We start from the raw sequence: 21,805 nt of genomic DNA, 5'->3' as shown, positions 1-21,805 counted from the left end.
TGCATAGCCGCTGAAGATCTTCGCCGATGAGCACGATCTGAGGCAGGCCATAGCGCTTCGCAACGGCTTTGAGCATCGTGCCGTCCCACTCCTGCCCAAAGGCGACAATGTATCTCCCTGCCACTGCCTGACACAGGTGTGGCCAAGCATCGTGCAGGTGCGGCGCATCTACCAGGTCAGATGCTGCCAACCCGTTCCGCTGACTCGCTTCCGTACCGAGCTGCGCCTGGCCAGGCTTGATCAGCTGATCATAAAAGATGGTGCCATGGATGTCTGCCAGTGTGAACCGCACGAGATCCGCATCATGCTCAACACCTGTCGTATCAATCTCCATAAGTGTGGCGGTTGGCATCGATCGCACACTCTGCGCCCACGTGATCTGCTCCGCTGGCGGGAGCATTGATACATTATCCACACGTTGCTTGAGGAGCTGCCACGGCTGTTGCAGCTCCTCCCACAAACGCTGAATGTCAGCCTGCCGTCTGCGGCGCAGCTCAAGCTCTTGCAGACCATGTGTGGTACGACCAGCCTCATGTTCTTGCTCCAACAATGCCGTCAACACGGCGACCTGGTGATTGAAATCACACGCTTTTTCTTGACTCATCTTCTCAAATTCCTTCCCTATGACGATGCAACCGTGAAAAGGGACACAAGCATGCAGGCGTAGCGCACCGTCTGCGCCTGCATATCGTCGCCGTCACACCACAGGTGCTACAGCGTCCCCCAATAATCTGCCGAATCGTCCACCGTGGCCGATTCAGACGCGGCAGGTACCTGGTTCTGGCTCGTGCCCCCCTTTTTCTTCCCGCGACGGGCACCTACCAGAGTAGGCTGATCCATCGCAGGCGCGTCGCTGGATGCCTCCGGCTGCGACACCGTGGCCGCTGCTGCTCCTGCCGACGGTTCAGTCTTGAGCGCCAAGCGATCCATCAACTGATAGTAGTCCGTGAGACGCTGAATGAGGAACTTCGGCAACAGGTCGAGCATACAATGCTCTTTGGCATCCTGCAGGAACCGCTCCAACGTCCATGAGTCCTTCTCGATCCCTACCGAATTGAGGTAGAAGTATTTCTCATCATTGCGCGCCATGGTCGCCTCCTCCTTCACACGCTCAGGCATTCCAGTAGCGATCGTGGCTCTCTGGAACTCCCGCAACCGCTGCCATTTCTTTCTGATCCGCTTGGTGCTCTGCATGGAATGTTCCCTCCTCTTGGGTCTGTTGATTGGCTGGTCCCTCACTCACGGTGGTCTGCTCCCTGGCCGCAGCCGCCTCCGCCTCGTCCTTGTTCTTCTTGGCCAGCAACCGCGCAGCCAGGATCGCATAGCCTGTGGGGTTCGCATACACAGGATCGAGCAGGAGCTCGGTCAGCTCTTGCCCTTCCTGCTCACCCTCCAGCAAATCGACAATGTGCGGAATGCGCTTTTTGACGGATTCCAGAAAGTAATGGTAACCACCACCGATCAGCACTAACGGGGCGAAGCGCGCGCCTCCATCAGCCTCCCGCCAAGCCGAGGCGATAAAGGACGTGATCTCAGCGCCGGTGGTGTCGACGGCCTCCTCCGCCATCTCCTGCAGTTCGGTCACTGGCACCGTCTCTCCAAAGTAGGTGAGGCTCGGATACTCACCAGCTTTGCCAGATGCGAAAGCAAACATGATCTCTCGAACCTCGGCATCGGTGAGAGCGCGGTTAGGATAGCGCTGCTCAAAGATCTGACGTAGAATTTGCGCCGCCGTCTCCACACCAACGCGTTCCGACTGACAATACTCCGTGATCGGGGCGCTGCCACGCTGAGCATACAGATCGGTTGTGCCGCCACCAATGTCGATCACGCCGCATTGGGCCGTCTTGGCCACGGGCGTCTTGTCGGCATAAGCAATCAACGCCCCGGCACCTTCCATCACTACTGTTGCCACCTCCACAGTGCACCGCCGCTGTTCGCTACCATCGATGGAGAAGTCGTAGGTCCCATCGAGTTCTTTTTTGATAGCTTGGCGCAGGTCACGATGTTTCATGAACAGATCGCCAGGCAGTCCGGTGACCACATAGAGCCCGAACTCCTTGTCGGGAATACGCGGAGCGATATTGGCGATCAAGCCACGAACACTGTGTTTGGTGGCATAGCGCAGATGGTCGCCGCGTCCAGTCCAGATGCGTTTGCCCTGGGCCAGAGCATAATCCCCAACGGCATAGGCAATAGACTCACCACAAAACTGAATGACACAGGCTTCGGCTTCTTTGGACTGCGGTTGCGGCGATGTCTTTGCCGGTGCCTTGGCGGCTTTCCCCCGTCCCTTTTTAGGTTCAGGTTTCTGCTGAAGTTGCACCTCCTGATTGGTGAGATTGTTAATCACGTTAACATCCACGCGACAAAACGCGGTCGGCATGGAGTGCCGTCGCTGTTCTGACTTTGAGACGATAACCACACTGCCCACTTCGGCGTTCCCAAAATCGTGTCCTGCTGCATACCACTTCATGAAATTTCTCCTTCATGTGTACTCAATAAAAATTCATAAACAAATCTATATCTATCCTCACTTGAGCGGTGGTGTGTACTAGTTCGGTACCAGTTCGGTACTAGGTATGTACCAGTACACACCAGCATCATCAGCGGTATGTACTAGTTCGGTACTAGGTATGTACCAGTACACACCAGCGCTCAGGTGGGCGGGACGGTTTTTTTATCGCTCCTCGCGTGGAGGACAAAATGTGTCACGCTCGCTCATCTCTCGATGTTCTGGGCCAGGGAAATACACATCTATGTGCACACCTCGTTGCTTCAAGATGCGATAGATCAGCCAGGATTTTGATTCGTCGGCGAGCAGATTATAGCGATCACGATAGGCTGCCAGCGCTATCGGATCGTTCCCAAGGCAAAGGGGCAAGACCTGTGCGTCCTCCCGGCGCAGCTCGTAGTAGATCTCCAGTAATACCTCATCGCTTACATAGCGCGCATCAACACGCTCATGGGTAGAACGTCGCTCTCTCTGGCGCGCCTCCAGTTCGTCAAAGATCCGCAGGACCAGAGACGTTGCCTCGCGCCAAGTATCCCGGCAAGGAAATGGATAGAGATGCTGACGCACAATGGCCGCCGAGATCGCCATCAGTTCTGACTCATCCAAGAGAGCCAGGTCAATCATGAGTGTTTCTTCTAGGGCTTGCGGCTGGTGTGCCCTCACAGCCGCTCGCGGCGTTAACAGTGTCTGTTGCATCTTCAGATGCTCTCCTTTCTCAATAGACCTATCACTACGATTGGGGCTTTTTGTCGCCCAGACTTAATTGGTGGTTTACCTGGCGCGATCCCAGGGGTCAACGTCAACGGCATCGTCCAGATGCAAAGCCACTGCGACCCCGTTCTGATCGACCTGATCTGAAGACAGCGGCGAAAGTCCTCCCAGTTGCACCGGCATGGATTCCAGGTAGGAACCGATTCGGTAATAGCCGTGGTCGGGCACATAGACAATCCATTTATGTTGCTCGTAGGCTTCGTGAGACAGAAGAAAGGGGTCTCCGTGCAGGACAAAACGGATACGCAGGTCATGCACCTTGTTCTCCTGAGCCTGTTGCCCTGGCGCCTGGAGAATTTCTATCGCCAGGACGCCATCGAGCTGCGACGCGATAGCCTCAGGAGCCAGAGGCTCCGCGCTCCGACGAACATCGGCCAGCGCTGACGGAACGCGTCCATGCCATAGACACACCACCAGGACCGTCCCGTTGGGCAATACGATGTGACGTTTGGGCAAGCCATCATTGGTCTGAATGCGATAGCGCTTCCCACGATAGGAAAATTCAGCGGTGAGTGGACGCGGGATCGGCATCTGGTCCTGAGAACTTTCATCCACCAACGGATGGTCGGCACGCTCTAGCAGCAACGCCGCAAAGATGGGGGCCAGTGCTGGTTGGTCATAGTCCCGCAACCACTGCTCGATAGCCTCGTCCTCCGAATGGCCCATCGCCCACATGGAGGTCAGCTCCGGTAACACAGCCATCCAGGTATAATCGTTCTGCTGCGTGACGCTCAGGAGTTGCCGCGCTTGCTGGTGAGTAATGCTCCTTGGCCCATGGTGCTCATTTGTGTGCTTCATATACTTGATCTCCGTTCATTCCTGGCTGTCTGTGCTGACCTGGGGGCATACCAGGACGCTTGCCGGAAGCCGCTCACTCCCAGCTTGTTGCCCACCCGATCTATGGGGAGGACCAGGGTCAGGCGTATCTCGATCTTCACCCGATCACCATCTGGCAGTTGTGTTAGCCTGGCGCGACGCCGGGGAGAGCCATTCCCCTGCTGGGAGCGCGCATCGTAGTAGAGCGCCCTCCCGTTCTCCTGCAACACCTCCTGCCAGTGATCAGTATCTGGCACAACGGGCACCTGCCGGTGCTCATGCTCGTTCAGGATCATGCCAATACCGCCTTCCGCAGGAGCACCTGATCATAGACATCCTTCGTCAGTTGCCAGAGGTCCCGCCACTCGGCGATGAGCGCTTCGCAGGTTGGCCAGTAGGAGCCCACGGTGATGCACCACTCAATCAATGCACAGAAGCTATCGAGCTCGGCTTCCGTGGTCAAAAACATCTGCACAGTGCCAGTGCGCGGATCGAAGACCAGAAGGCCGTAGCAGCCATGGCGTTGCTCGAAGGCTGCCTCCATCAGCCAGGTCACGGTGCGCAATATGCTCAGATGCCTGGGAGCACTGAGGGCTTCATAGCCGTCAGGCTCTTGTGCTGCTCTTTCTGCTGTTCGTGCCATTGCCTGAACTGTCATAGTGGTCATAGGTGTGGTTCCTCCTCTCCTGCTGATTGATCCTGGACATCCCAGTGGGATTGATAGCCCCAGGCATAAAAAATGGCTGCTTGGCCGTTGGCATGGTCCCCAGGGATGACCGTATAGAGAAAACCCGGAAGAGCCTGCTGCGCAATCGTCAGCGCAGCAGAGCATGATGGCGCATTGTAAACCTGCAAGAGCGCCAGTGCTCCACGCGCGAATATCAAGGTAAAGGTATCGGTGCGTTGGATACGCTCGTCCATCGGGCGTAAGGTGAGATATTCTTCAGCGATCAGCTCTGTTACTTCTGGAGTCTGTGGAACCTGCTGCTTCATTGCGACACCTCCTCATCTGGCGTATACAGACACGTCACGATGGTCAAGATATCCTCATCAGCTTTCAGATGGTCCAGCAGGTGCGTCGGGATTGGCGCAGAAAACTCCAGCACGATGAAACCTTCCTGTCCTTTCAGGCTGATGCCGTAGAGGAGGACACGAGCGACAAGGCTCTGGGCCTCCAGATGATCCGTGACTTCATCAGCCAGGGCCAGGACTGTACGCGGACGACACGTCAGAAACAGCAGGTGCTTTGTATGGATGTTCATAGCTTCACTGCTCCTTGCTTGCGTCGTATCCTCGGCTGAGAGGGAAACTCTATGGGGGCAGGCCCTTTAGATCGCATGGGAGAGATTTCAGTGGGCGGAACAGGAACCTGGTTGGGTTCCTGTTCACCAGTCAACGGAGCTCCTTCGCTCGCCCGGCGAGGAGCAAACGCTTCATACGCGCCCTCGACAGGGGTCTCTGGATCATCTGGATCAGCATCAACCTCCTCTTCCTCCGCACCCTCTTCTGCCATCTCAGGCAGCGGGGACGCGTGTTGCTGCTGCCTGAGCAGGGCTAACAACGTATGGTGCAGGCTGACGAGATCCTGGGTCATCTCTGCCAGGTGCTCAAGGACCGCTCCCTGTTGCTGGAGCAGCAAGCGATGCTCAGCCTGAGTAGCAAGCACCTGCTGGAGCAGGATGGATGGATGAACCGGCTGGCCGGATGGCGTCTGTGTCTTATGCGAAGGTGTGCTCATACCAGCTTCCCTCCTTCCATCAGCGAGGCGTCATCGAAATCCTCATCGATTTCTGAGCACTCCCCTGCGCCATCCTTCCGCACGTCAACCTTCCAGACACTGATCCGGTAAAAGCCCTCCGCCAACGCTCGGATCAGGTGAGCATGCTGCGTGCGCAACATCACCTGGCGCTGGTAACACTCACCTGGATGGCTCAACTCCTGATCCCGGAGGACGTCCTGATAGGCCTCCGCATACAGGATGAGATCATCAACCAATGCCTGTGGCTCGGCCCAGGCTCCCTGGTACTCCAACGAAGCATCGCAGACCGCCAACGGGACAACAGCCCGTGGCTCCACCACGCGGCACGCCAGCTTCATCGCCTGCTGTGTCGCTTGCGCAAGGAGAATAACTTGCTCCAGGCGCGTCACCGTGGTCAGCTCTGCTGTGCCGATGCTCCGCAGCATGTGGGAGAGCCGCCGGTAGCGGCTGAGCACTACCAGCTCTGCCAAGCGCACCTGCAACAGACAGGCATCAAGCGTCATCGCTGCCGGACGTGGGCAACGTCCTACCGTTGCTGTCGTTGCCATGATGCCAGTCCTCCTCCCTTGAGCACCTGAACCTGGTGCTTGTGGCGGGCGCAACACGAGGAGGACTCCTGTGCCGGAAATGCTTCACCAGGGTGTTGTTCATACCAGCACCAGACGCATTGCGTGGTGGTGGTTTCCGGTTCCTGTACGGCTTTCCAGGCCTGCCACAGCATGAAAATTTCCCGCTCGTGGTCATCAGTAAATGCGGCGGAGCAATCGGCGGCCAGGTCCATCAGATTGTCAAGAATAGCGAAGACGGAGAGGATCGCCTCCGGTGCCGCCAGAAACGCCACTTTTTTGCCGTCCTCGTCGTACGTCAGCATGCCGAGCACGTCCAGCCTGATGTGTAAGGCAAGCGTGATCCACCAGCCCTCGTGATCGCCAGATAACGGCTGCGGCATCCCCAAACTCTGGTAGCCTTCCGGCAGTGTCGGAGGCATGATCTTGGTAATAGAGGTCTCCCGCTTGCGCTCCAGCACCACAGAGAGCAGCTGGGCATACTCAGCGTCGCTCATGCGTATGGCCATGATCTCCCTCCCTTACGGCTGAGCCTTGAAATTGTCGTGACCATCATTCAGAAAAACTGCGGAGAGGGGCTGCTGCTCAAAAAGAAACAGGCCAGCCGGGGGCACGATCTCCTCGATGATATCGGGTGAGCCGTCACCGTTCACGTCCTTAACTGAGAGGCGAATATAGGCATCTTTGGGAATATGGGGGCCTACGAGCAGCTTGGCGTGCTCAGGCTGGCCGTCAGGAATCAGCATAATGTAGCTCTGCCCCTGATCATTGCTCCCCAGCAGATAGTAGCGATGCTGATGATCGACCAAGTGAGTGGCCGTGCTGTGCGCCGCTCCGAACTCGGCCGGATGGACCATATCGTTTTGATGCAGCATATGCACCAAAGAAGCAAGAAACCACAGGAAGACGAGCAGGCTGATAAGCAGGCCAAGCGCGAGACCGATGAACAGTCCGGGATGGATACGAAAGAACTCCAACCACTGCGCTTGGCGACGCTGCTGGCGATTGCCTACCTTCTCCTGTTCCACCGGAAGATAGGTCTTTGCCGTGAGCGACTGTGCCTGGGTCGCGGTGGCACTGCGGCGGCTGGCACGGACCATGCGCTGGCGATCAGTGGCGGGCCGAAGACGCCTTGGATCGCCATTGGTTGTGGGGTCACTTTGCCCCCGAGCAGGTTCCGGACGGGACGCCCGTTGCGACATGCTTCTGGTGCGAGACGTTGCCTGCTCATACTCGTCGCGATCACCGGTGCCAGTCCACCGGACCGCCGAGCTGTGCGTCAGCCTCGAAGCCGAGGTCCACCCTTCAAAGCCCTCATCATGGCTGGCGATACGAATCTGCTTCTGGGTCGCCATCACTCCACCTCCTTCCAGGATAGTGGAAGACGATCGCTCGTGGGCTGCTGGCGAGGTCGAACGGTGTTGCATCGCAGCTGCTCATCCATCAAGGAGCCATCTGCGTCGTGTGTGTCCTCGACATCAAGATCGGCATCGACCGGTGGGTAGGTGATGTGGCCTCCGTCTTGTTCCTGATCAAAAGCGCAGCTGTAAGGTGGCTCGTTCTCTTCACCATCGTCATCCGGCCCGAAATCAAAGCCGGTGGGAATGTGTGATCCATCTGGTGGCATACCACTGCCACCAGGCTGCGATGAGAGGGCGCTGCGTGTGTTCTCGAGGCTCCACAACAAGGGAGCGACGGACGGTGTATGGTGTCCGCAAGGGGGATGTCCCTGCTCCTCGCCATGAGCAGCAGGGTTTTTGGGCACAAAAGTCCCAGGTTCAACAAGTGTCAACATTGGTCAAAGCCCTCCTGGCTTGACTAGTGACACCGCGTATTCCAAAATACATGGAATGGGTGTCTAGGCTTGTGTTAAATTGGGCTAGACGCCTGTTCTAGATGCAGGTGTTGGTAGCACCTGCATCTGATTTCCTCGAATTGAGCTTCAGCAGTTTCAAGCGCATTTGCATCTACTTAATTCAAGATTAACTTAGGCTTTATTTTGATTATTCATGGATAGTAAGTTAATTGGTCAGAAACTAAGTAAAAAACTTACTACGATCCCAAGTATACTCAGAGAGTTTTTAAAAATCAACCCTTTTTCCGAGCAATTTTTTATTGTATAATAAACTTAATCAGTTTTCATAAAAACTTACTAAGTTTTGTTATTAGGAGCTTTCATGAGTCCGACAAGCGAATATGTATCTTCCAAACAAGGTATCAAGCTGCTGGGAACCAATCAGGGGCAATTTTTTTATTATGTCTCTAAAGGAGATATTGAACGAGAACCCGGAAGCCCCCCACGAAAATCAAGATATAAAGTTGCAAGCATTTTAAAAGTGAAATCTAGGCTTAATAGGAAAAGAGGGGGAGGCGAAGTAGTAACAGAAACAGAGTCAGAGACTGCGCCTCTCTATGTTGATTGGATAGAGAATATGTCAGATGTCCTCACATCATTAAAGCTGGACTATCAAGTCTATGGAGATGATGTTGAATTAGAGGGGTTGGCATATTATGCAGAGCGTGTCAAGAAAAATCCACGTGTAGCTCTTGCTGTCTATGATTCACCCAAGAGAGAAAATATCTTGGCATATATCAGCCTTCTACCAGTAGCAGAAGAAATAATCTTGGATATACTTTCAGGTAAGAGACATGAAACAACAATAAAAACAGAGGAAATAGAGACATATGACCGCAAAGGGGAATATACGCTCCTCGCAGAAAGCGTCGTCTGTCACCCTGAGCACACATTTAAATTCATGTCACTCATTAATCATTTTATGAATTTTTGGTGTGAACAATATCCAGATCGATATGTAACCAGAATCTATGCTCAAGCTGCTTCTAAACAGGGCGATATCCTCATCCAAAAGCTGTTCTTCTCACCGCTCTATCACTTAGCGAAAAATGCCTTTGTGTTGGATCTAGAACGCCCTGGCGCGTCTCGGCTCATTCAGCGCTATCAGGATTGTTTACAGAAAAAAGGTTGGCACATGCCAGAGACTGATTAAAGTATGCTGATGCAATAGTTACGCTTGGCCACTCGTCGCGAGCGCTTCCGATTGCTTTTCGTGCGACCATGGCAATCGTGACAAGCTTCAGGGAGATCCACCAAGCCATATTGCACGATTGCCTGCTTCTCCTATGAATCCAAATCATCAAAACTTGCACGCCAGTGGTCCAGAAACACCAAGACTTCCTGGTACTGGCTTTGCCGAATCAGTTTATAGCTGCTAACCTCAAAGCGTCGATACAGCTCGGCAAAGATGCTCTGATAGTGGTTCTTACTCTTATCTTTGGCCGTCAAGGCCTCGGCCAGCGCCTTGACTTTGGCCGAGATCTCCGCTGCCTGCACATCGCTAATCACAGCGGCTGGCTCGACGCGCCGTTCAACAGCTCCAAGGCGACGGTCGAAGCTCGCGAACAGCCTGGCTGCATTGTTCAGACGCGCATCGGTCTGGTCAAACCGTGCATTGATCCGCTGCTCCATCTCCAGCTGCTGTTCGGCCAGATGAGCGATCGCCAAGCCCATGTCCCGGATTTGTTCTAATGCTGTCGTTGATGGAGAGACGGTTATCTCTTGGGAAGCGGATTGTGCCCCCTGCAGCGTTTCGGCCTGGAAGGCTTGGTAGAGCGCCTCGTAACATTCCCGCTGATAGCGGATAACAACCTCTTTTAGCTCGGGTTTGACTCGCGCAGCGTTAATACCAAATAGCCAACCATTCAGGAATTTCAGTGGTAAGCAAAGAGCTGTAGGATCACCTCTGCCTGCACGGGTCAATCGGACCAGCTTTGCTTCCGCATCTAGAACAGGGTCGCGATGAATTCGTTCTCGTTGGCCTGTCCAAGAAAGCCCAAGGTGCTCGCAGATTGGACGGATAGGAATATACATCTGTGACTGCCCATTATATGCGACAAGAGTGGTAACGATTTCGTCATCATAAAACATCACACTCTTCTCAGCCATGGGAATCAATGCATTCTCTTCCTCCACATGAACCTCCTTTTCGAACGTGTAACACGTCCGAATTATATTATTCGTTCGTGTAACACATCCGAATTGCCTGGTTCCAGGTAGTTAAATGTATTCAAAACATCTTCAATGATAACGTGAGAAACAAAAGAACATTGATGAGGATGTTTATTTCCTTTTCGGCTATTGCAAGAGAAGCAACTCGGAACACAATTATCTGCTGTTGTTCCACCACCAGAAGTCAGGGGAATATAGTGCTCGATAACGATACCAGGTTTCTTCCGACAATATGCGCAAAGTCCATAGAATGCTTTTAACGTATTGCACCATTGCGATACCGTTAGAGTAGCGGGAAGACCCTGATCTTTTGCGCGAGCACATTGCGATTTCACAGCCTCAAGAATTTGTTGAGGGGTAAGAGGATAGCAATAGATATCAAATTCGCTATCTGTGTAAGCAGGTACTAAAGGGTGCCCACTCACTAGTGTTGACTGAAATGTGTTCCACAGCAGACGGAAACATTCACGTTTATAGCGAAGAATTTTGGGCGCCCATTGGGGATTAACTCTAGAAGAGGATATGCCAAAGAGCCAACCATGAAAGAAATCGATAGGAAGACATATGAGAACAGGATTGCCCCCTCTGGGTCTTGTGAAACGAACGAACCTCACCTCCTCCGCAAGTACAGGGTCACGTTTAAGACGCTCATATTGACCAGACCAGGTGAGCCCCAAGTGCTCACAGATCGGTCGTAACGGAACAAACATCTGAGTGGAATCACCGACTTGCACAAGTGCTGTGGTAATCTGATCGTCATAGAAGTCCACCACACGTTCATCAACAGGAACAAGCACTTGCGATTTTACGAGCTTCTTCTCATCATCCATATCATACCTCCCCCTCGGTGCGTTGTCCTCCCAGGGACCGCCACAAAAGGGGATGCGCAACGCGTACGCCTTTGAAAAAGGTGATCTGATGCTTCCCTCGTATTCATCAGATCCTCCGGCTCGTCCTGGGTGATACGTTCTGCCCCGAGTTCACTAGAATACAGCGGAAGTATTATAGCACAACATATCGATACAGCAGTATTATGATTTCATAAATGCAGTATATACGCTCCAAACGCGAACACTTGTTAATTGCTTAGCCAAGGCAAAAAAAGAGAGCGAGAAGAACATGACTCGCTCGCTCTCGGCTATTTTTTCCGCTTGGTTCGGTCTGGTAGCGGCTTTGGGGTCTCTGGGGGCCGCTCAAATGGGTTCGGCTTGGGTGTTTCCGGGGGCCTTTGCGGCTTTGGAGTCTCGGGTGGTTTCGGCGGTTTTGCTTTGTCTGCCATGCATCAGAATCCTTTCCAGTATGTTCTCTAAATCTTCCCAGGATGGGAGTGCGACAAGATTGAGCCCGCTCAGTGGGAGTTCATAGTCATATGCTCTCATGGCCACAAGCAGCAGTCGCTCTTGCAGCACTGCATACTCATGGCTCTTCAGGCGGTGAATTTCTTCAATCACCCGCACATAACTATCATCTATGAGGATTGTATACTCACTTTTGGCGATATTCAATATTTCTAGTACTTTTCCCTGTATTCTATTACAGAATATTATTTTTGGCTTATTAGAAAATCTATAAAGTTTCAGCCACTTTTTAGTGGATTGCTCTATCTCTATCTGTATTTTAGGTTCTTCACAATATCGAGATGTATAATATGTGATATCTCCAATTGCGCCAAGTTTCGCCACGCCTTCGGCCGCATTGTCGAGCGGCAGCGATGCCAGGATACAGCGTTCCCTGTACTCGATCCAGGCCAGTTCATCCTCTAAATAGGGGTGGTCTGATCGCACTGCCTGCACCTCGGGCAAGGCGTAAAACGCTTCTTTCGTTTCCAGGCTGCCCAGGGTAGCCGAGTCAACGTTCAGGTGAAATTGGCGATTGCATTCGTCTAAAAACACGGGCAAATTCGCCCAACACAACGTCCCATCAATATCAATAGCTATCCGCATATAGCGCCTCTTTCGCTCCTTTATTTCTATTATATAGATGATCCCTAATTGTAAATTTTGAGATGAAGCAGATCTGGCGCAGGCTTGGTAATTACGCTGTTGATCAGAGGGCGCTCTCCCTTGACCAGTTCTCCAGAAATTGGCTTGAAAAGCCAGTAGAGGAGAAACGCTCCAGCCAGGATCATTGGTGAAACGCCAACAACCTCATTCCAACATGTACAATCGTGACAGGGCATTCAGGCGGATCTGCCCCATGAACAAACAACGATTGATCATTGTGACGTGCTGCAGGACAACTATGGAGTGACGAGATACCTGGAGCGAGGCATGGCAAAGCACCACTGTTGGAGAGAACACAGACGTTCCTCTCCAACAGTGTATTCCGAGGCCATTAAAAAACCTCATCCGGAATGGTGCGCTCACAGGCGCATGGCGTTTCATAGGTTATCAATACGCTCAACCACCAGCCTCATTCAAGCAATCGTCACCGCCGACCGAGCTGACCAGACGATCACGATTGCGGAGCTTTCGCAGCATCAACCACTGTGGCGGCCCGCGAGCGCTTCGCCCGTTTCGCGCTCTCCAGCAGCAGTCGGCCCAGGTGCTCCAGGTGCTCCCGATCCACATCCGAATGGATCGTGCGCCGAATGCGCAGGATCAGCTCCTGGTCATCGATGTGCCCAAGCGACTGGAACATCCGGGCCGTCGTGCGCTCAAACGAGCGGAATGTCTGATCGATAGCGGCATAGGCTGCGTCTATATTCACCTCCACCGGCTCTCCCTGGGCGCGTGCCTGCTCCTGGCGCTCCCGCGCCTCCCGACGTGCAATGGCAACCGAGACAGCTGGTTGGGTAATGCCGACCCGTTGGGCAATCTCCTTTTGCTCGAGGTCGGGATACGTAATGTGCAACCAGTAGGCATAGTTTGAGCGATTCTCCCCGCTCGCTGGCAATCCATGGGCCAGGTTGGCACGAAACGTCGCCTCGATGACCTCGGGCGCCGTCTTATAGGTCTTGCTGGTTGCCTTGAGCGAGGCGAGCCCCTGCAAGCGCGCGGCCTCCCAGCGATGATAACCATCGATCACAAGATAGCCAATGTCTGACTTTGTGACCTCAATGTTCGGCCATGTTGCCGGGTCGCTCAAGGCCAGGCGCTCCAGATGCTCTGTATTGAGCGTCCGTTGTGCCAGATCGGCCCCTTCGATGCCGGCATCTCGCAGGCTCGCCAGATCTTCCAGTTTCAAGGTCAGGTGTCGGCGATCTTCCTTTAGCAGTGTGACCATGCGTGCTTCCCATCCTCTCCGTGTGCTCATCGCAAGCTCAGGCACGATATAAACGTTTATATGATTCAGCTTTCTTTGGCTGCTTCCCCCCTCATCACGCGACAACGGGGATCATGGTAACTCTGCTGATGAGGGATCTGTCGCAACTTTGGTGAAGGATGGGCTTCTTCTCTTGGTGGGTATCTATCGTTAACAACAGCAGCTTGCTTTCGGCTCGACTGCTTGCTTGGATGGTTCGTATATTGAGATGAGAGAAGCTGGGCACTGAACCCCGGTCCTTATTGGTACCGTGTGCCCGCTCACTTTTTAGACGCTCCTTCCTTTCACGCTGGGTAGATGCACGAAGAGGAAAGAGAGGAGTACCCCCTTCTTGACGGCATGGCAAGACAGCGGTGGTCAGCAAATATGACCGCTCCAATCCACCAATACCACAGAGTTTGGTGTTCGAACAAGTCATGGCAAGACACTCACAGACATCGGAAGCACAAGGGCAGCTGTTCTTTTCTGAGACATGGCAAGATACAATTGAGCGGGCACGTTGGTGTCTCTCCTCGCGCGGGCAATGCTCCATATCTTGGATATGAGACATAACAAGACAGGCTGACATGCTATGCACTAGCACGCGACACTTCACAATGTAACCAGATCCATTCCTCGCTCGTATGATAGCGAGAGAGGAGGATCAATCATGCAGAGCACGCAGCTCCAGAAACCCACGTATATCTCGGCGGTCGATGCCGCCAAGCTCATTGGCATATCGACACGGACTATACACCGCTGGATTGAGAAGGGCAAGGTGCAAGCCCGCCATCATGGCCCCAACCAGTTGCTCATTCTGCTGGCCGATGCTGAGGCTCTCGCCCATGAGGGACCAGCTGTCGCCACCCCATTCTCACTCTTGGAGGATCATACGTCCCGTCTTGAGGAGTTACAAACCCAGGTGAACGAACTGCTGGAGGCGAACGCACAGCTCCGGGCACAGGTAACGGCACAAGATGAACGTATCGAACAGTTGGAGCGGGTAGTCCACCGCGAATACGAGGCTCAGTCCATCCTGCACAAGCTGATTGCCCTGAGTCCAAACGCGCTAGAGGGGCGTGACGATACCACATTCCACAAGCAACGATCTGAGGTGGGGCACATGGTCCGCAATCTCTCAGTCCTGGAAAAACGAGGCCTTCCACCGGGCAGCCTGACGCTCTCGACGTTCTGTCAGTGCCACAGCGGCCCCGATGGGATCGTCCATCCCAGTACTATCAAAGGGATGGTTGAGGCAGCTGATCGCAAGGAAGAGCTGATCACCATTTATCAGCGCCCAACCGCATCGACCAATCTCCATGAGTGGTGGCTCTCCCCTCTTCAGCAGCAGAAGATGATCCGCTTCTGGCAGGAACAAGGCAAGCCATTTACCCCCTGTCCTGCTTGCCCTCATCCGATGGGTGCAACCGAGACCGGAGTTGACATGCTGGCATGACGACCAAACACCAACACGCTGGTTCACCCACACATGCAATTGTGACACCCAGGTCAGCTCGCTCGGCCAGCCGTCACGATTGTGGAGTATTCACGGCTTCGACCACCGTGGGTGACGGCCCGCAGGCACTTCACCCGTTTCACGCTCTCGTCACCGTTGGCAGGAGTGCTACATGAGAGGTATACCATGCATCCAGATCTCTTACAGGCAGCGCACCTCTTGTTCTCCATTGCTGGCCCTGCTCCTGAGCATATCAAGATGAGCCGATCAGGACCGGCCAAATATTACACCATCTCCCATGCAATCACGCTGGAGGAATGCGCCAGGCACCTCCAGGGGATCAAGACGCGCGGAGCCACGTTGCGCCATCCAGAACACCAAACCCGTGCGCTGGCCTTCGATGCTGATGTCACTCGTCTCTATCCGGGCTGGTGGTGGATCACTGGCGCTGCGCAACATCTGGCTGCGGCGGGATATCGTCCACTGCTGGAACCCTCACCTGCTGGTCGCGGCGGCCACCTGTGGCTCATTTTTGAGGATCTGGTGGACGTGCGCGCCGCGCGCCGCCATGTCTGCCAGATCGCGCCGGTACTGCGCGATGTCAAAGAATACTGGCCCGGCCCGGAACACGCCCCACGCTGGAATAAGGTGCGGCTGCCCGGTGGGCGCTACGTGTCCCCGGATCGCTCCGCCTGGTGCCAATTGTACGATGCCCACGGCCAGGAACTCTCCCGCGACGGACTGGCAGCAGCCCAGGTGCTGCTCACCTCCCAGACCCCGGTGGGGATTGTCCCACCCTCTTCCCCGGATGATCTGCGTGATACCGAGGCCAACGCTCCAGTTCGCCCCCAGGCTCACCCTGCACTTCCAGCTCCCCCTGGTGCATCCTCGTCTCGCACGGCGGCCACGACCGATGGGCGCCAGCAGAAGCACGATGCTGCGTCCCATCGCTTCCTGTGGTTTCACTACACCCCTCGCCAGGTCGCCGACTGGTATAATGCGCGCCACACGGCCGATGACCTCATCGAGTTTGATCGTCATGGGATGGCCAATGCGGGTCTGATCGGGCGACCAGAGCGCACCCCCTCGCTCGCCCGGACGCCTGATGGGCGCCACTGGACTGATTTTGGCGCGGGAGCGCTGCAGGATGATGGCCGCGTGGATGGCGGCGACGTGCTAGAGCTCCTGGTACGCATCAATGGGGGACGCAAGGCGGAGATCCTGCGGCAGCTCGGTCAGGAGATGGTTGCTGAGGCCCGCGCCGAACTGGAACGGGCCGCCCAAGCCAGTGTCCTGCCGGCCCCATGGGTGCAAGAGATCATGAGCGAAGCGGGATGGACACGCTACTGGCGCCTGCGCCGAGGACAGTCATCGGGAGCGTAAGTGGTTTTTATCTGCTCACGAGAGAGAACGCTCCTCGTCGCGAAGCACACGCCAGGCGTCCTCGCACGCCGCCCTCATGGCTGCACTTGTGCTGTGCTGCTGTTGCCAAGTGAGACTGACCGTCACCTGGAAGTAGTGTTCCGGGTCCCAGGGCACGCCAAAGAGTTGGCAACGCAACGAACCGTAGGAAAGACCGCTATCGTCGATAGGTCCCTCCAGCATACGTGCCTCACAGTAGGTTTTGAGGCGTGTGACGGCCACGTCCATCCGCGCAAACGCGGGTTCCCGCGCACAGAGACGTTGCCAGTGCTCCTGGTTGCGTTGCCCAATGGCCTCCAGATAGCTCCGAATTGCCAGGAGCCGCTCAGCGCTGAGAAAGGATGCCGGAAGATCCTCGATGAAGGAAGAAGCCTTCCACGCATTACAGGCACGGCACGATGGCACGGTGTTGCTGTGCGTCGATCCACCACCATGCAGCAGTGGCTGAAAGTGGTCAATCGTCCAGGCCAGGGCGCTGCCGCAGTACGCACACCGTTGCTTGAAGTGATCTAAAGAGCGTTGCCAGTCGAGGGTGGTCAGCGTACCCGCCAATCCTCTCACACGAGCGCGTTTGTTGCAGACCGCCACTTGTTTTGCCAGCGCTGATGCCATGTCACTCCTCTTGCTTCCTAGTGCGTGCCACTCTCTGTCCCTGCTCATACTAATCGCCAGAAGCGAACAGATGCTGAGTTCGCCAGGACGTTTTCAGCGTGTAGCGCAAGCCGCTCAACGATTGGCGACGTGAGAAGCCGCTTGCGATGCAGATGGCTCTCGGCCGCTCGTTTAGTCTTTCGGCGTCGCTGACGTGTGCATCTGCTTCTCCTTTGTGAGCCGGCGCTGTGGCGAGATGAGCGGCTTCTCAGCCGGGGGGACGAGCCCGTACGCACGCATCTGGTCATGCTCTTGATTCAGGAGCCCCTCGAGCAGCATTATCCGTTCAGCAAGCGGGGGATTGTCCGGATCAAGAGTCGCCGATGATGGCATCTCCTCATCCAGGGCGTGCTGCCGCTGGCATTCATGCTTGAGTTCTGCTCCCGCGCCCACCAGATGCGCAAACACATCCCCATCTTTGGTCCGATCACGATCCCAGCCACGCGTCAATGTCTCCTTTACCAGGGTCGGCAGGACAATGGCATTGCCCAGCAGCAGGCGTGACCACTGCCTCCGGATGTTGTTCGGGTAGAAGTCGAGCAGGTCTCTAACCCAGAGATCCAGCCCTTGCCGAAAGGCCAGCTCGTGGGCCAGGTAGCCCCGGAGAATGTCTCTGAGGTGTGGGCGAAACAGGCTCTCGGGAATGACGGGCGCGTGCTCCTTCCAGCCAATGTTCCCCTTGCTGGCATAGCTCCACGACTGCTCTGGGATCTGGAGGGAACGGACGGGAGGAATGGAGAAACGCAGGAGCGCAGCCCGATAGCTGTGGTAGCATTCCTCCAGGATCAACCACTTCTCCGAATGCTCATGAATCAGTGAAAGTGGGAAGACATGCGCCTCTTCTTCTCTGTGTGGCACCTCCGGTGTTCTACTGAGTTCTGGCGTAGCATCGATGACCTGATTGGGCGTACGGAGGAGGAACGGATCGGCACCAGGCACCTGCTCTGGTGCTGGCGCGTCGCGGCGCACCGGAAGCATCTGGATGTTGACGACCTCACGCGATGGCCGACGATGGCGGTGGGTGGTGTAGAGATAGCGGACGGCACCACAGATCCCCGTCCATGGCCACAACGGCCAGAGATGGACGGGGAACGGGCGAGGAACGGGTCCCTGGGCCAGGTGCGGGATCCACAAGACCAACGCGGTAGGCTGCCCGAGGTGCACGCCCAGGACTTCTAGCAGCACCCACAGGACCAGCAGCGGCATCCCGACGGTGAGCATGTGCAGCCAGGAGGAGCGCCATTTCCTCGACCAGAGCCGCCTGAGCAGTCCATAGACCAGCGTCAGCAGCAGGATCGTGACCACCACCGTCGAGAGCAGGTCTTGGTGGATCAGGGTGTCCAGCCCTGCCAGCACCCAGGAGAGGAAGGCCAGCCCCCAGGAGCCGACTACGGCCCCATAGGCAAATCCAAAGAGCGCGGCCAGCAGGTCGGCGCTGATCAGCAGAAAGAGAAAAAAGTGGGTGCCGCGACTGCGGAGCGCCAGCAAGAATGGATCGGGGTGTTGTGCTGCCATACAGGTCATTCTCCTTTCTATCTGTTGCGCACGGTGCCTTCGCCATGATCCCAATCGTACGTCGATCGCTTCGGTGGTGCCTCGGACTTGGGTTCTAGCACGGCTGATGTTTCTGGCGGCTCCTGCTCCTGGTGCGCCTGACTCGTGCGCGAGGTGGCATCTGGTGCTGGCGGCTCGATGGGCAACGCTAACTGGACATGGGCAGCGGCAGCAGATGCTGGGGGTTCTTGATCCTGATCGGACTGCGAACGGGCGGCGGCCTGCCGGGCTTTCCTCTTTGCGGCCTGTTCCGCCCTGGCCTGGGCGGCGGCCTGTTTTTTCATGGCTTCCGCTTGCTGGCGTGCTGCTTCGGCCTGCAGGTGCAGGTGCTCCGCCTCGGTGAGCAGGCGACGTGGAGACCAGACCGTGCGCGGATGCAGCATCTCCAGCAGCACCGCGAGCAGCGGCGCCAACAAGAGCAGAATGCCCCAGCGGAGCACCACCACGCGCAGGGGGGTGTCCCATCCACGCGGCAACTGATCCCAGAAGAATGCCAACCAGGAAGTGAACGCTGGGAGCGGCAGGTAGATCGCCACCAACAACAGGATGCCGATCGCGCCAAAGAGCCAGGCAAAGCCACCCACACTCGCCCAGCGGTCACGCGCCTGCCAGATCTCCCTGGCGGCCCAGCGCTGGATTAGCCAGGCCAGCAGCAGAGACAGTGGGCCAAGGAGCCAACCGAGCACCAGCAGCCCAATCAGCGCGACACCACCACGTGCGGCATCTCGCCACCTGATCGTGACCCCATCCAGAGAAAACGATGGTTCCTGGTTCATGTAGATGGTCCCTCCTCTCCTGAGATGGGCCAGAGCAGGCGGCGAGCGTACCTCCGGATCTGGCTCCTAGTCCAGTTCGAGTTTGCGGATGACGATGCGCGCCCGTTGCTCCTCGCTTTCGATGCGATCCCGCCGGGCCGCGACGACGGCATTGTAGGCATCAGGCGCGCAAAAATACCACACAGCGGCAAAGTGCTCAAGATGGGATGGGAAGACGATCTGCCCGTAGCGCTGGAAGCTTTTGCGCGACAACTCGACTTCAATGGCGATCCGTTCACCAGCGGCAATGGGAACAACCTCCCCGGTGACCAGCGCCATGGTGTCGTTCTCTATCACTTCCAGGATCCCGTCTGGCCTGGTCGGCAGCGTTTCACCAGCCAGCTTGCGCGGCGTATCCAGCAGTTCCAGTTCCCGTTCGCAGATCCAGACATGCTTCGGGATCTGCTCCCAGCTTCGGCGCGCCAGCAACAGCCGAACGACATTGATATGGTGGTAGTGTTCCAGCGCCTGCTCTGTATTGTCCGTTGGCCAGTCAACCTCTTCATAGGGCAGCCCCAGGCGGCGCAGGCCCGCTTGCGTCAGCGTCACCCACTTCGGCTGGTCGAGCGTTGGTTTCCACGTCTTGGCGAATCCCATTTTCCCTACCCACCGGGTATCGACGATCCGGCCCACTGCATGGATGCGCTTGCGGTAATCCTCTGGCCAGGGCAGGATGCCACGATTGCCCCCGCGTGTCGATGCTTCCTCCGGATCATCGGTGCGCTCTGGTGCTGCTCCCTCGCGTGGCCTGCGGAGGCCAAGCGGAGACACGTTCGTGGCAGGGGCATAGCCAGGCGCAAAGGACTGCCCCAGGGTATCATAACGCATGTATTTTTGCTCACCAACGAGGCGCATCCCCAGCAGATCGCGTGGTGTCGGGAGTGATGATCCGTAGTGAGAGCGGCGTGGCTCATCTGGGTACTGTGGGTGCGATGAAATCCGGCGCGAGCTCATAGGCGTCCTTTCCTTTGCAGGTAGCACGACAGCATGTATTGACATGCATCGATGTATCACTATCCGCTATATACGTATCAAGATGCATGAGGGTTACATTGGAACCTGCCAACAACAATCTTGCCTGTTCAAGAGCTGTTATGCATTTGTAGGGAAGGGGATATATTTCCCTGTTGTCTGCTTCTTTTTGCAGAACGAACGCAGGACTGACGATATTTTGAGATTGCATGGAAGCAAGAGGCACGGCTTTGGTTGCTTGTTTTGTGGGACTCATGTATAAAATAGAAAGGGGGCACTGAACCCCGGTCCTTGTTGGTGCCGTGTGCCCTCTCACTTTTTTAGACACATCTTTTGTTTGACCCAAGGTAGCTTTACGGAAAGGAATATGATGTGGTTCTCTCGGCCGTTTCCCTTGCTATCTGCCAGATACCATCCAACCTCTCCTGATGAAGGAGTATAGCTCCTCTCAAGGTCGCTGTGGAACAGTGTGGATTGTCTGGCTGGCTCATTAGCTGCGCGGTACCCTGTGAAGGTGAAAAGGAAGACGGGTACGCCGCACAGAGGAAAGTGTCCTCTTTGGCAATCCACGTGAGTACCCTACTCCTTTCATACTTCTCTTGCAACCTCAGCAGAAATACGTAGCACAAAAGTGTTCCGTAGTTATAACTCAGTACTACATTTCCTATTCTCCTTTGCTACCACTATCTAGTTATGCTAGTATTGAACCACCAGCGAGCTACGTCTGGTTATAGAGAGTTCCCACTACGTGGCCGTGATCACCCCTCACCAGGTAGTGATTGCGGCCTTGTTCTGACTGCATGCAACACCATGTAACGATGAGAAAACAACATGCAACGACATATAGTGATGGCAATCGTGCATCCAAGGCTGGCTTCGGGCAAACAGGGAAATGCGCTGAGCGCCGGTGGGGAGCGCGACGAAAATTGTTTGTTCTCGCCATTTCTCTCTTTTCTTTGTCTCTGAGGATCAGGTATGGCGAGAACACCTCCCACCTTCGTTCTCTTCTCCCCTATCCGATACGTGGGCTGGCTTTCCAAGGAGTTCATCCACCTGGCGTCTCTGTGATGGTGCATCACTCTTTACCCCATCCCCATCCAGGCGTGATAGCTATAGTGGATCAAGCATCTGAAACGGAATATCGTCAGGTAACGAAATGGAGATCCCATGTGTGGCTGTTGGTCAATGGTCACTATCGCATCGCGAGCTGGAGGACGTGACCAAAGATCACCAGGGCC

The 21,805-nt window shown here is 55.5% G+C and carries 25 protein-coding genes; 3 read left to right on the top strand and 22 right to left on the bottom strand.

Annotated elements, in window-relative coordinates; all coding sequences use genetic code 11:
• From AABA21_RS39150 to AABA21_RS39085, 14 genes are all read right to left on the bottom strand, one after another.
• Nucleotides 1-604 (bottom strand): hypothetical protein (locus AABA21_RS39150; RefSeq protein WP_338258646.1); only part of this gene is annotated, 604 nt, incomplete at its 3' end.
• Between the two features lie 107 nt (nt 605-711).
• Nucleotides 712-1,119 carry a hypothetical protein gene (locus tag AABA21_RS39145; protein WP_338258645.1) on the bottom strand — a complete coding sequence of 136 codons (408 nt, stop codon included), beginning with the start codon at nt 1,117-1,119 and terminating at the stop codon, nt 712-714.
• Entirely contained in the window at nt 1,112-2,476 is a 1,365-nt protein-coding gene (locus AABA21_RS39140; RefSeq protein ID WP_338258644.1) for a ParM/StbA family protein, read from the bottom strand. Before AABA21_RS39140 ends, AABA21_RS39145 begins: the two co-directional genes overlap by 8 nt.
• Before the next feature lie 204 nt (nt 2,477-2,680).
• Nucleotides 2,681-3,211 (bottom strand): hypothetical protein, encoded by a 531-nt coding sequence (locus tag AABA21_RS39135; protein ID WP_338258643.1) that lies wholly within the window; start codon nt 3,209-3,211, stop codon nt 2,681-2,683.
• Between the two features lie 75 nt (nt 3,212-3,286).
• Nucleotides 3,287-4,084 (bottom strand): hypothetical protein, encoded by a 798-nt coding sequence (locus AABA21_RS39130; protein WP_338258642.1) that lies wholly within the window; start codon nt 4,082-4,084, stop codon nt 3,287-3,289.
• Nucleotides 4,081-4,398, bottom strand: a complete 318-nt coding sequence (locus AABA21_RS39125) for a hypothetical protein (RefSeq protein ID WP_338258640.1) — start codon at nt 4,396-4,398, stop codon at nt 4,081-4,083. The genes AABA21_RS39130 and AABA21_RS39125 overlap by 4 nt, the downstream gene beginning before the upstream one ends.
• Complete coding sequence (locus AABA21_RS39120) at nt 4,395-4,769, bottom strand: hypothetical protein (protein WP_338258639.1); 375 nt, start codon at nt 4,767-4,769, stop codon at nt 4,395-4,397. Before AABA21_RS39120 ends, AABA21_RS39125 begins: the two co-directional genes overlap by 4 nt.
• Nucleotides 4,766-5,095 (bottom strand): hypothetical protein, encoded by a 330-nt coding sequence (locus tag AABA21_RS39115; protein ID WP_338258636.1) that lies wholly within the window; start codon nt 5,093-5,095, stop codon nt 4,766-4,768. Before AABA21_RS39115 ends, AABA21_RS39120 begins: the two co-directional genes overlap by 4 nt.
• On the bottom strand, nt 5,092-5,364 hold the full coding sequence (locus AABA21_RS39110; RefSeq protein ID WP_338258635.1) for a hypothetical protein: 273 nt from the start codon (nt 5,362-5,364) through the stop codon (nt 5,092-5,094). Before AABA21_RS39110 ends, AABA21_RS39115 begins: the two co-directional genes overlap by 4 nt.
• Nucleotides 5,361-5,840: a hypothetical protein gene (locus tag AABA21_RS39105; protein WP_338258634.1), complete on the bottom strand. Its 480-nt coding sequence runs from the start codon at nt 5,838-5,840 to the stop codon at nt 5,361-5,363. The genes AABA21_RS39110 and AABA21_RS39105 overlap by 4 nt, the downstream gene beginning before the upstream one ends.
• Nucleotides 5,837-6,409: a hypothetical protein gene (locus AABA21_RS39100; protein WP_338258633.1), complete on the bottom strand. Its 573-nt coding sequence runs from the start codon at nt 6,407-6,409 to the stop codon at nt 5,837-5,839. The genes AABA21_RS39105 and AABA21_RS39100 overlap by 4 nt, the downstream gene beginning before the upstream one ends.
• The gene (locus tag AABA21_RS39095; protein ID WP_338258632.1) at nt 6,388-6,936 is read right to left on the bottom strand and encodes a hypothetical protein; all 549 of its coding nucleotides are present in this window, start codon (nt 6,934-6,936) and stop codon (nt 6,388-6,390) included. Before AABA21_RS39095 ends, AABA21_RS39100 begins: the two co-directional genes overlap by 22 nt.
• 12 nt (nt 6,937-6,948) lie before the next feature.
• Nucleotides 6,949-7,782, bottom strand: a complete 834-nt coding sequence (locus AABA21_RS39090) for a hypothetical protein (protein WP_338258631.1) — start codon at nt 7,780-7,782, stop codon at nt 6,949-6,951.
• The gene (locus AABA21_RS39085; protein WP_338258630.1) at nt 7,782-8,222 is read right to left on the bottom strand and encodes a hypothetical protein; all 441 of its coding nucleotides are present in this window, start codon (nt 8,220-8,222) and stop codon (nt 7,782-7,784) included. The genes AABA21_RS39090 and AABA21_RS39085 overlap by 1 nt, the downstream gene beginning before the upstream one ends.
• 382 nt (nt 8,223-8,604) lie before the next feature.
• Between AABA21_RS39085 and AABA21_RS39080 the strand changes: the two genes are divergently transcribed.
• Entirely contained in the window at nt 8,605-9,435 is an 831-nt protein-coding gene (locus AABA21_RS39080) for a hypothetical protein (RefSeq protein ID WP_338258629.1), read from the top strand.
• A 131-nt stretch (nt 9,436-9,566) separates the two neighbouring features.
• Here AABA21_RS39080 and AABA21_RS39075 read toward each other — a convergent pair whose 3' ends face one another.
• From AABA21_RS39075 to AABA21_RS39060, 4 genes are all read right to left on the bottom strand, one after another.
• A complete protein-coding gene (locus AABA21_RS39075) occupies nt 9,567-10,418 on the bottom strand; it encodes a phage antirepressor N-terminal domain-containing protein (RefSeq protein WP_338258627.1) in 852 nt (283 codons plus the stop codon).
• Nucleotides 10,419-10,453: 35 nt separating this feature from the next.
• On the bottom strand, nt 10,454-11,284 hold the full coding sequence (locus tag AABA21_RS39070; RefSeq protein WP_338258626.1) for a phage antirepressor N-terminal domain-containing protein: 831 nt from the start codon (nt 11,282-11,284) through the stop codon (nt 10,454-10,456).
• Nucleotides 11,285-11,647: 363 nt separating this feature from the next.
• Nucleotides 11,648-12,397 (bottom strand): hypothetical protein, encoded by a 750-nt coding sequence (locus AABA21_RS39065; protein WP_338258625.1) that lies wholly within the window; start codon nt 12,395-12,397, stop codon nt 11,648-11,650.
• 511 nt (nt 12,398-12,908) lie between these two features.
• Nucleotides 12,909-13,679, bottom strand: coding sequence for a hypothetical protein (locus tag AABA21_RS39060; RefSeq protein WP_338258624.1), 771 nt, complete (start codon nt 13,677-13,679; stop codon nt 12,909-12,911).
• Between the two features lie 688 nt (nt 13,680-14,367).
• On the opposite strand from AABA21_RS39060, the gene AABA21_RS39055 reads away from it, so the two are divergent.
• Together AABA21_RS39055 and AABA21_RS39050 are read left to right on the top strand one after the other, a co-directional pair.
• Entirely contained in the window at nt 14,368-15,153 is a 786-nt protein-coding gene (locus tag AABA21_RS39055) for a helix-turn-helix transcriptional regulator (RefSeq protein ID WP_338258622.1), read from the top strand.
• A gap of 186 nt (nt 15,154-15,339) precedes the next feature.
• The gene (locus AABA21_RS39050) at nt 15,340-16,536 is read left to right on the top strand and encodes a hypothetical protein (protein ID WP_338258620.1); all 1,197 of its coding nucleotides are present in this window, start codon (nt 15,340-15,342) and stop codon (nt 16,534-16,536) included.
• Nucleotides 16,537-16,551: 15 nt separating this feature from the next.
• On the opposite strand, the gene AABA21_RS39045 is transcribed toward AABA21_RS39050, so the two are convergent.
• The 4 genes from AABA21_RS39045 to AABA21_RS39030 all read right to left on the bottom strand — a co-directional run bounded on the left by AABA21_RS39045 (nt 16,552) and on the right by AABA21_RS39030 (nt 20,549).
• On the bottom strand, nt 16,552-17,187 hold the full coding sequence (locus AABA21_RS39045) for an HNH endonuclease (RefSeq protein ID WP_338258618.1): 636 nt from the start codon (nt 17,185-17,187) through the stop codon (nt 16,552-16,554).
• Between the two features lie 171 nt (nt 17,188-17,358).
• A complete protein-coding gene (locus tag AABA21_RS39040; protein ID WP_338258616.1) occupies nt 17,359-18,741 on the bottom strand; it encodes a hypothetical protein in 1,383 nt (460 codons plus the stop codon).
• A gap of 17 nt (nt 18,742-18,758) precedes the next feature.
• The gene (locus AABA21_RS39035) at nt 18,759-19,556 is read right to left on the bottom strand and encodes a hypothetical protein (RefSeq protein WP_338258614.1); all 798 of its coding nucleotides are present in this window, start codon (nt 19,554-19,556) and stop codon (nt 18,759-18,761) included.
• A 66-nt stretch (nt 19,557-19,622) separates the two neighbouring features.
• Nucleotides 19,623-20,549: a hypothetical protein gene (locus AABA21_RS39030; RefSeq protein WP_338258612.1), complete on the bottom strand. Its 927-nt coding sequence runs from the start codon at nt 20,547-20,549 to the stop codon at nt 19,623-19,625.
• Between the last annotated feature and the right edge of the window lie 1,256 nt (nt 20,550-21,805).

It is taken from the genome of Dictyobacter halimunensis, from assembly GCF_036245075.1.
This window is presented reverse-complemented; position numbering and strand designations above follow the sequence as displayed.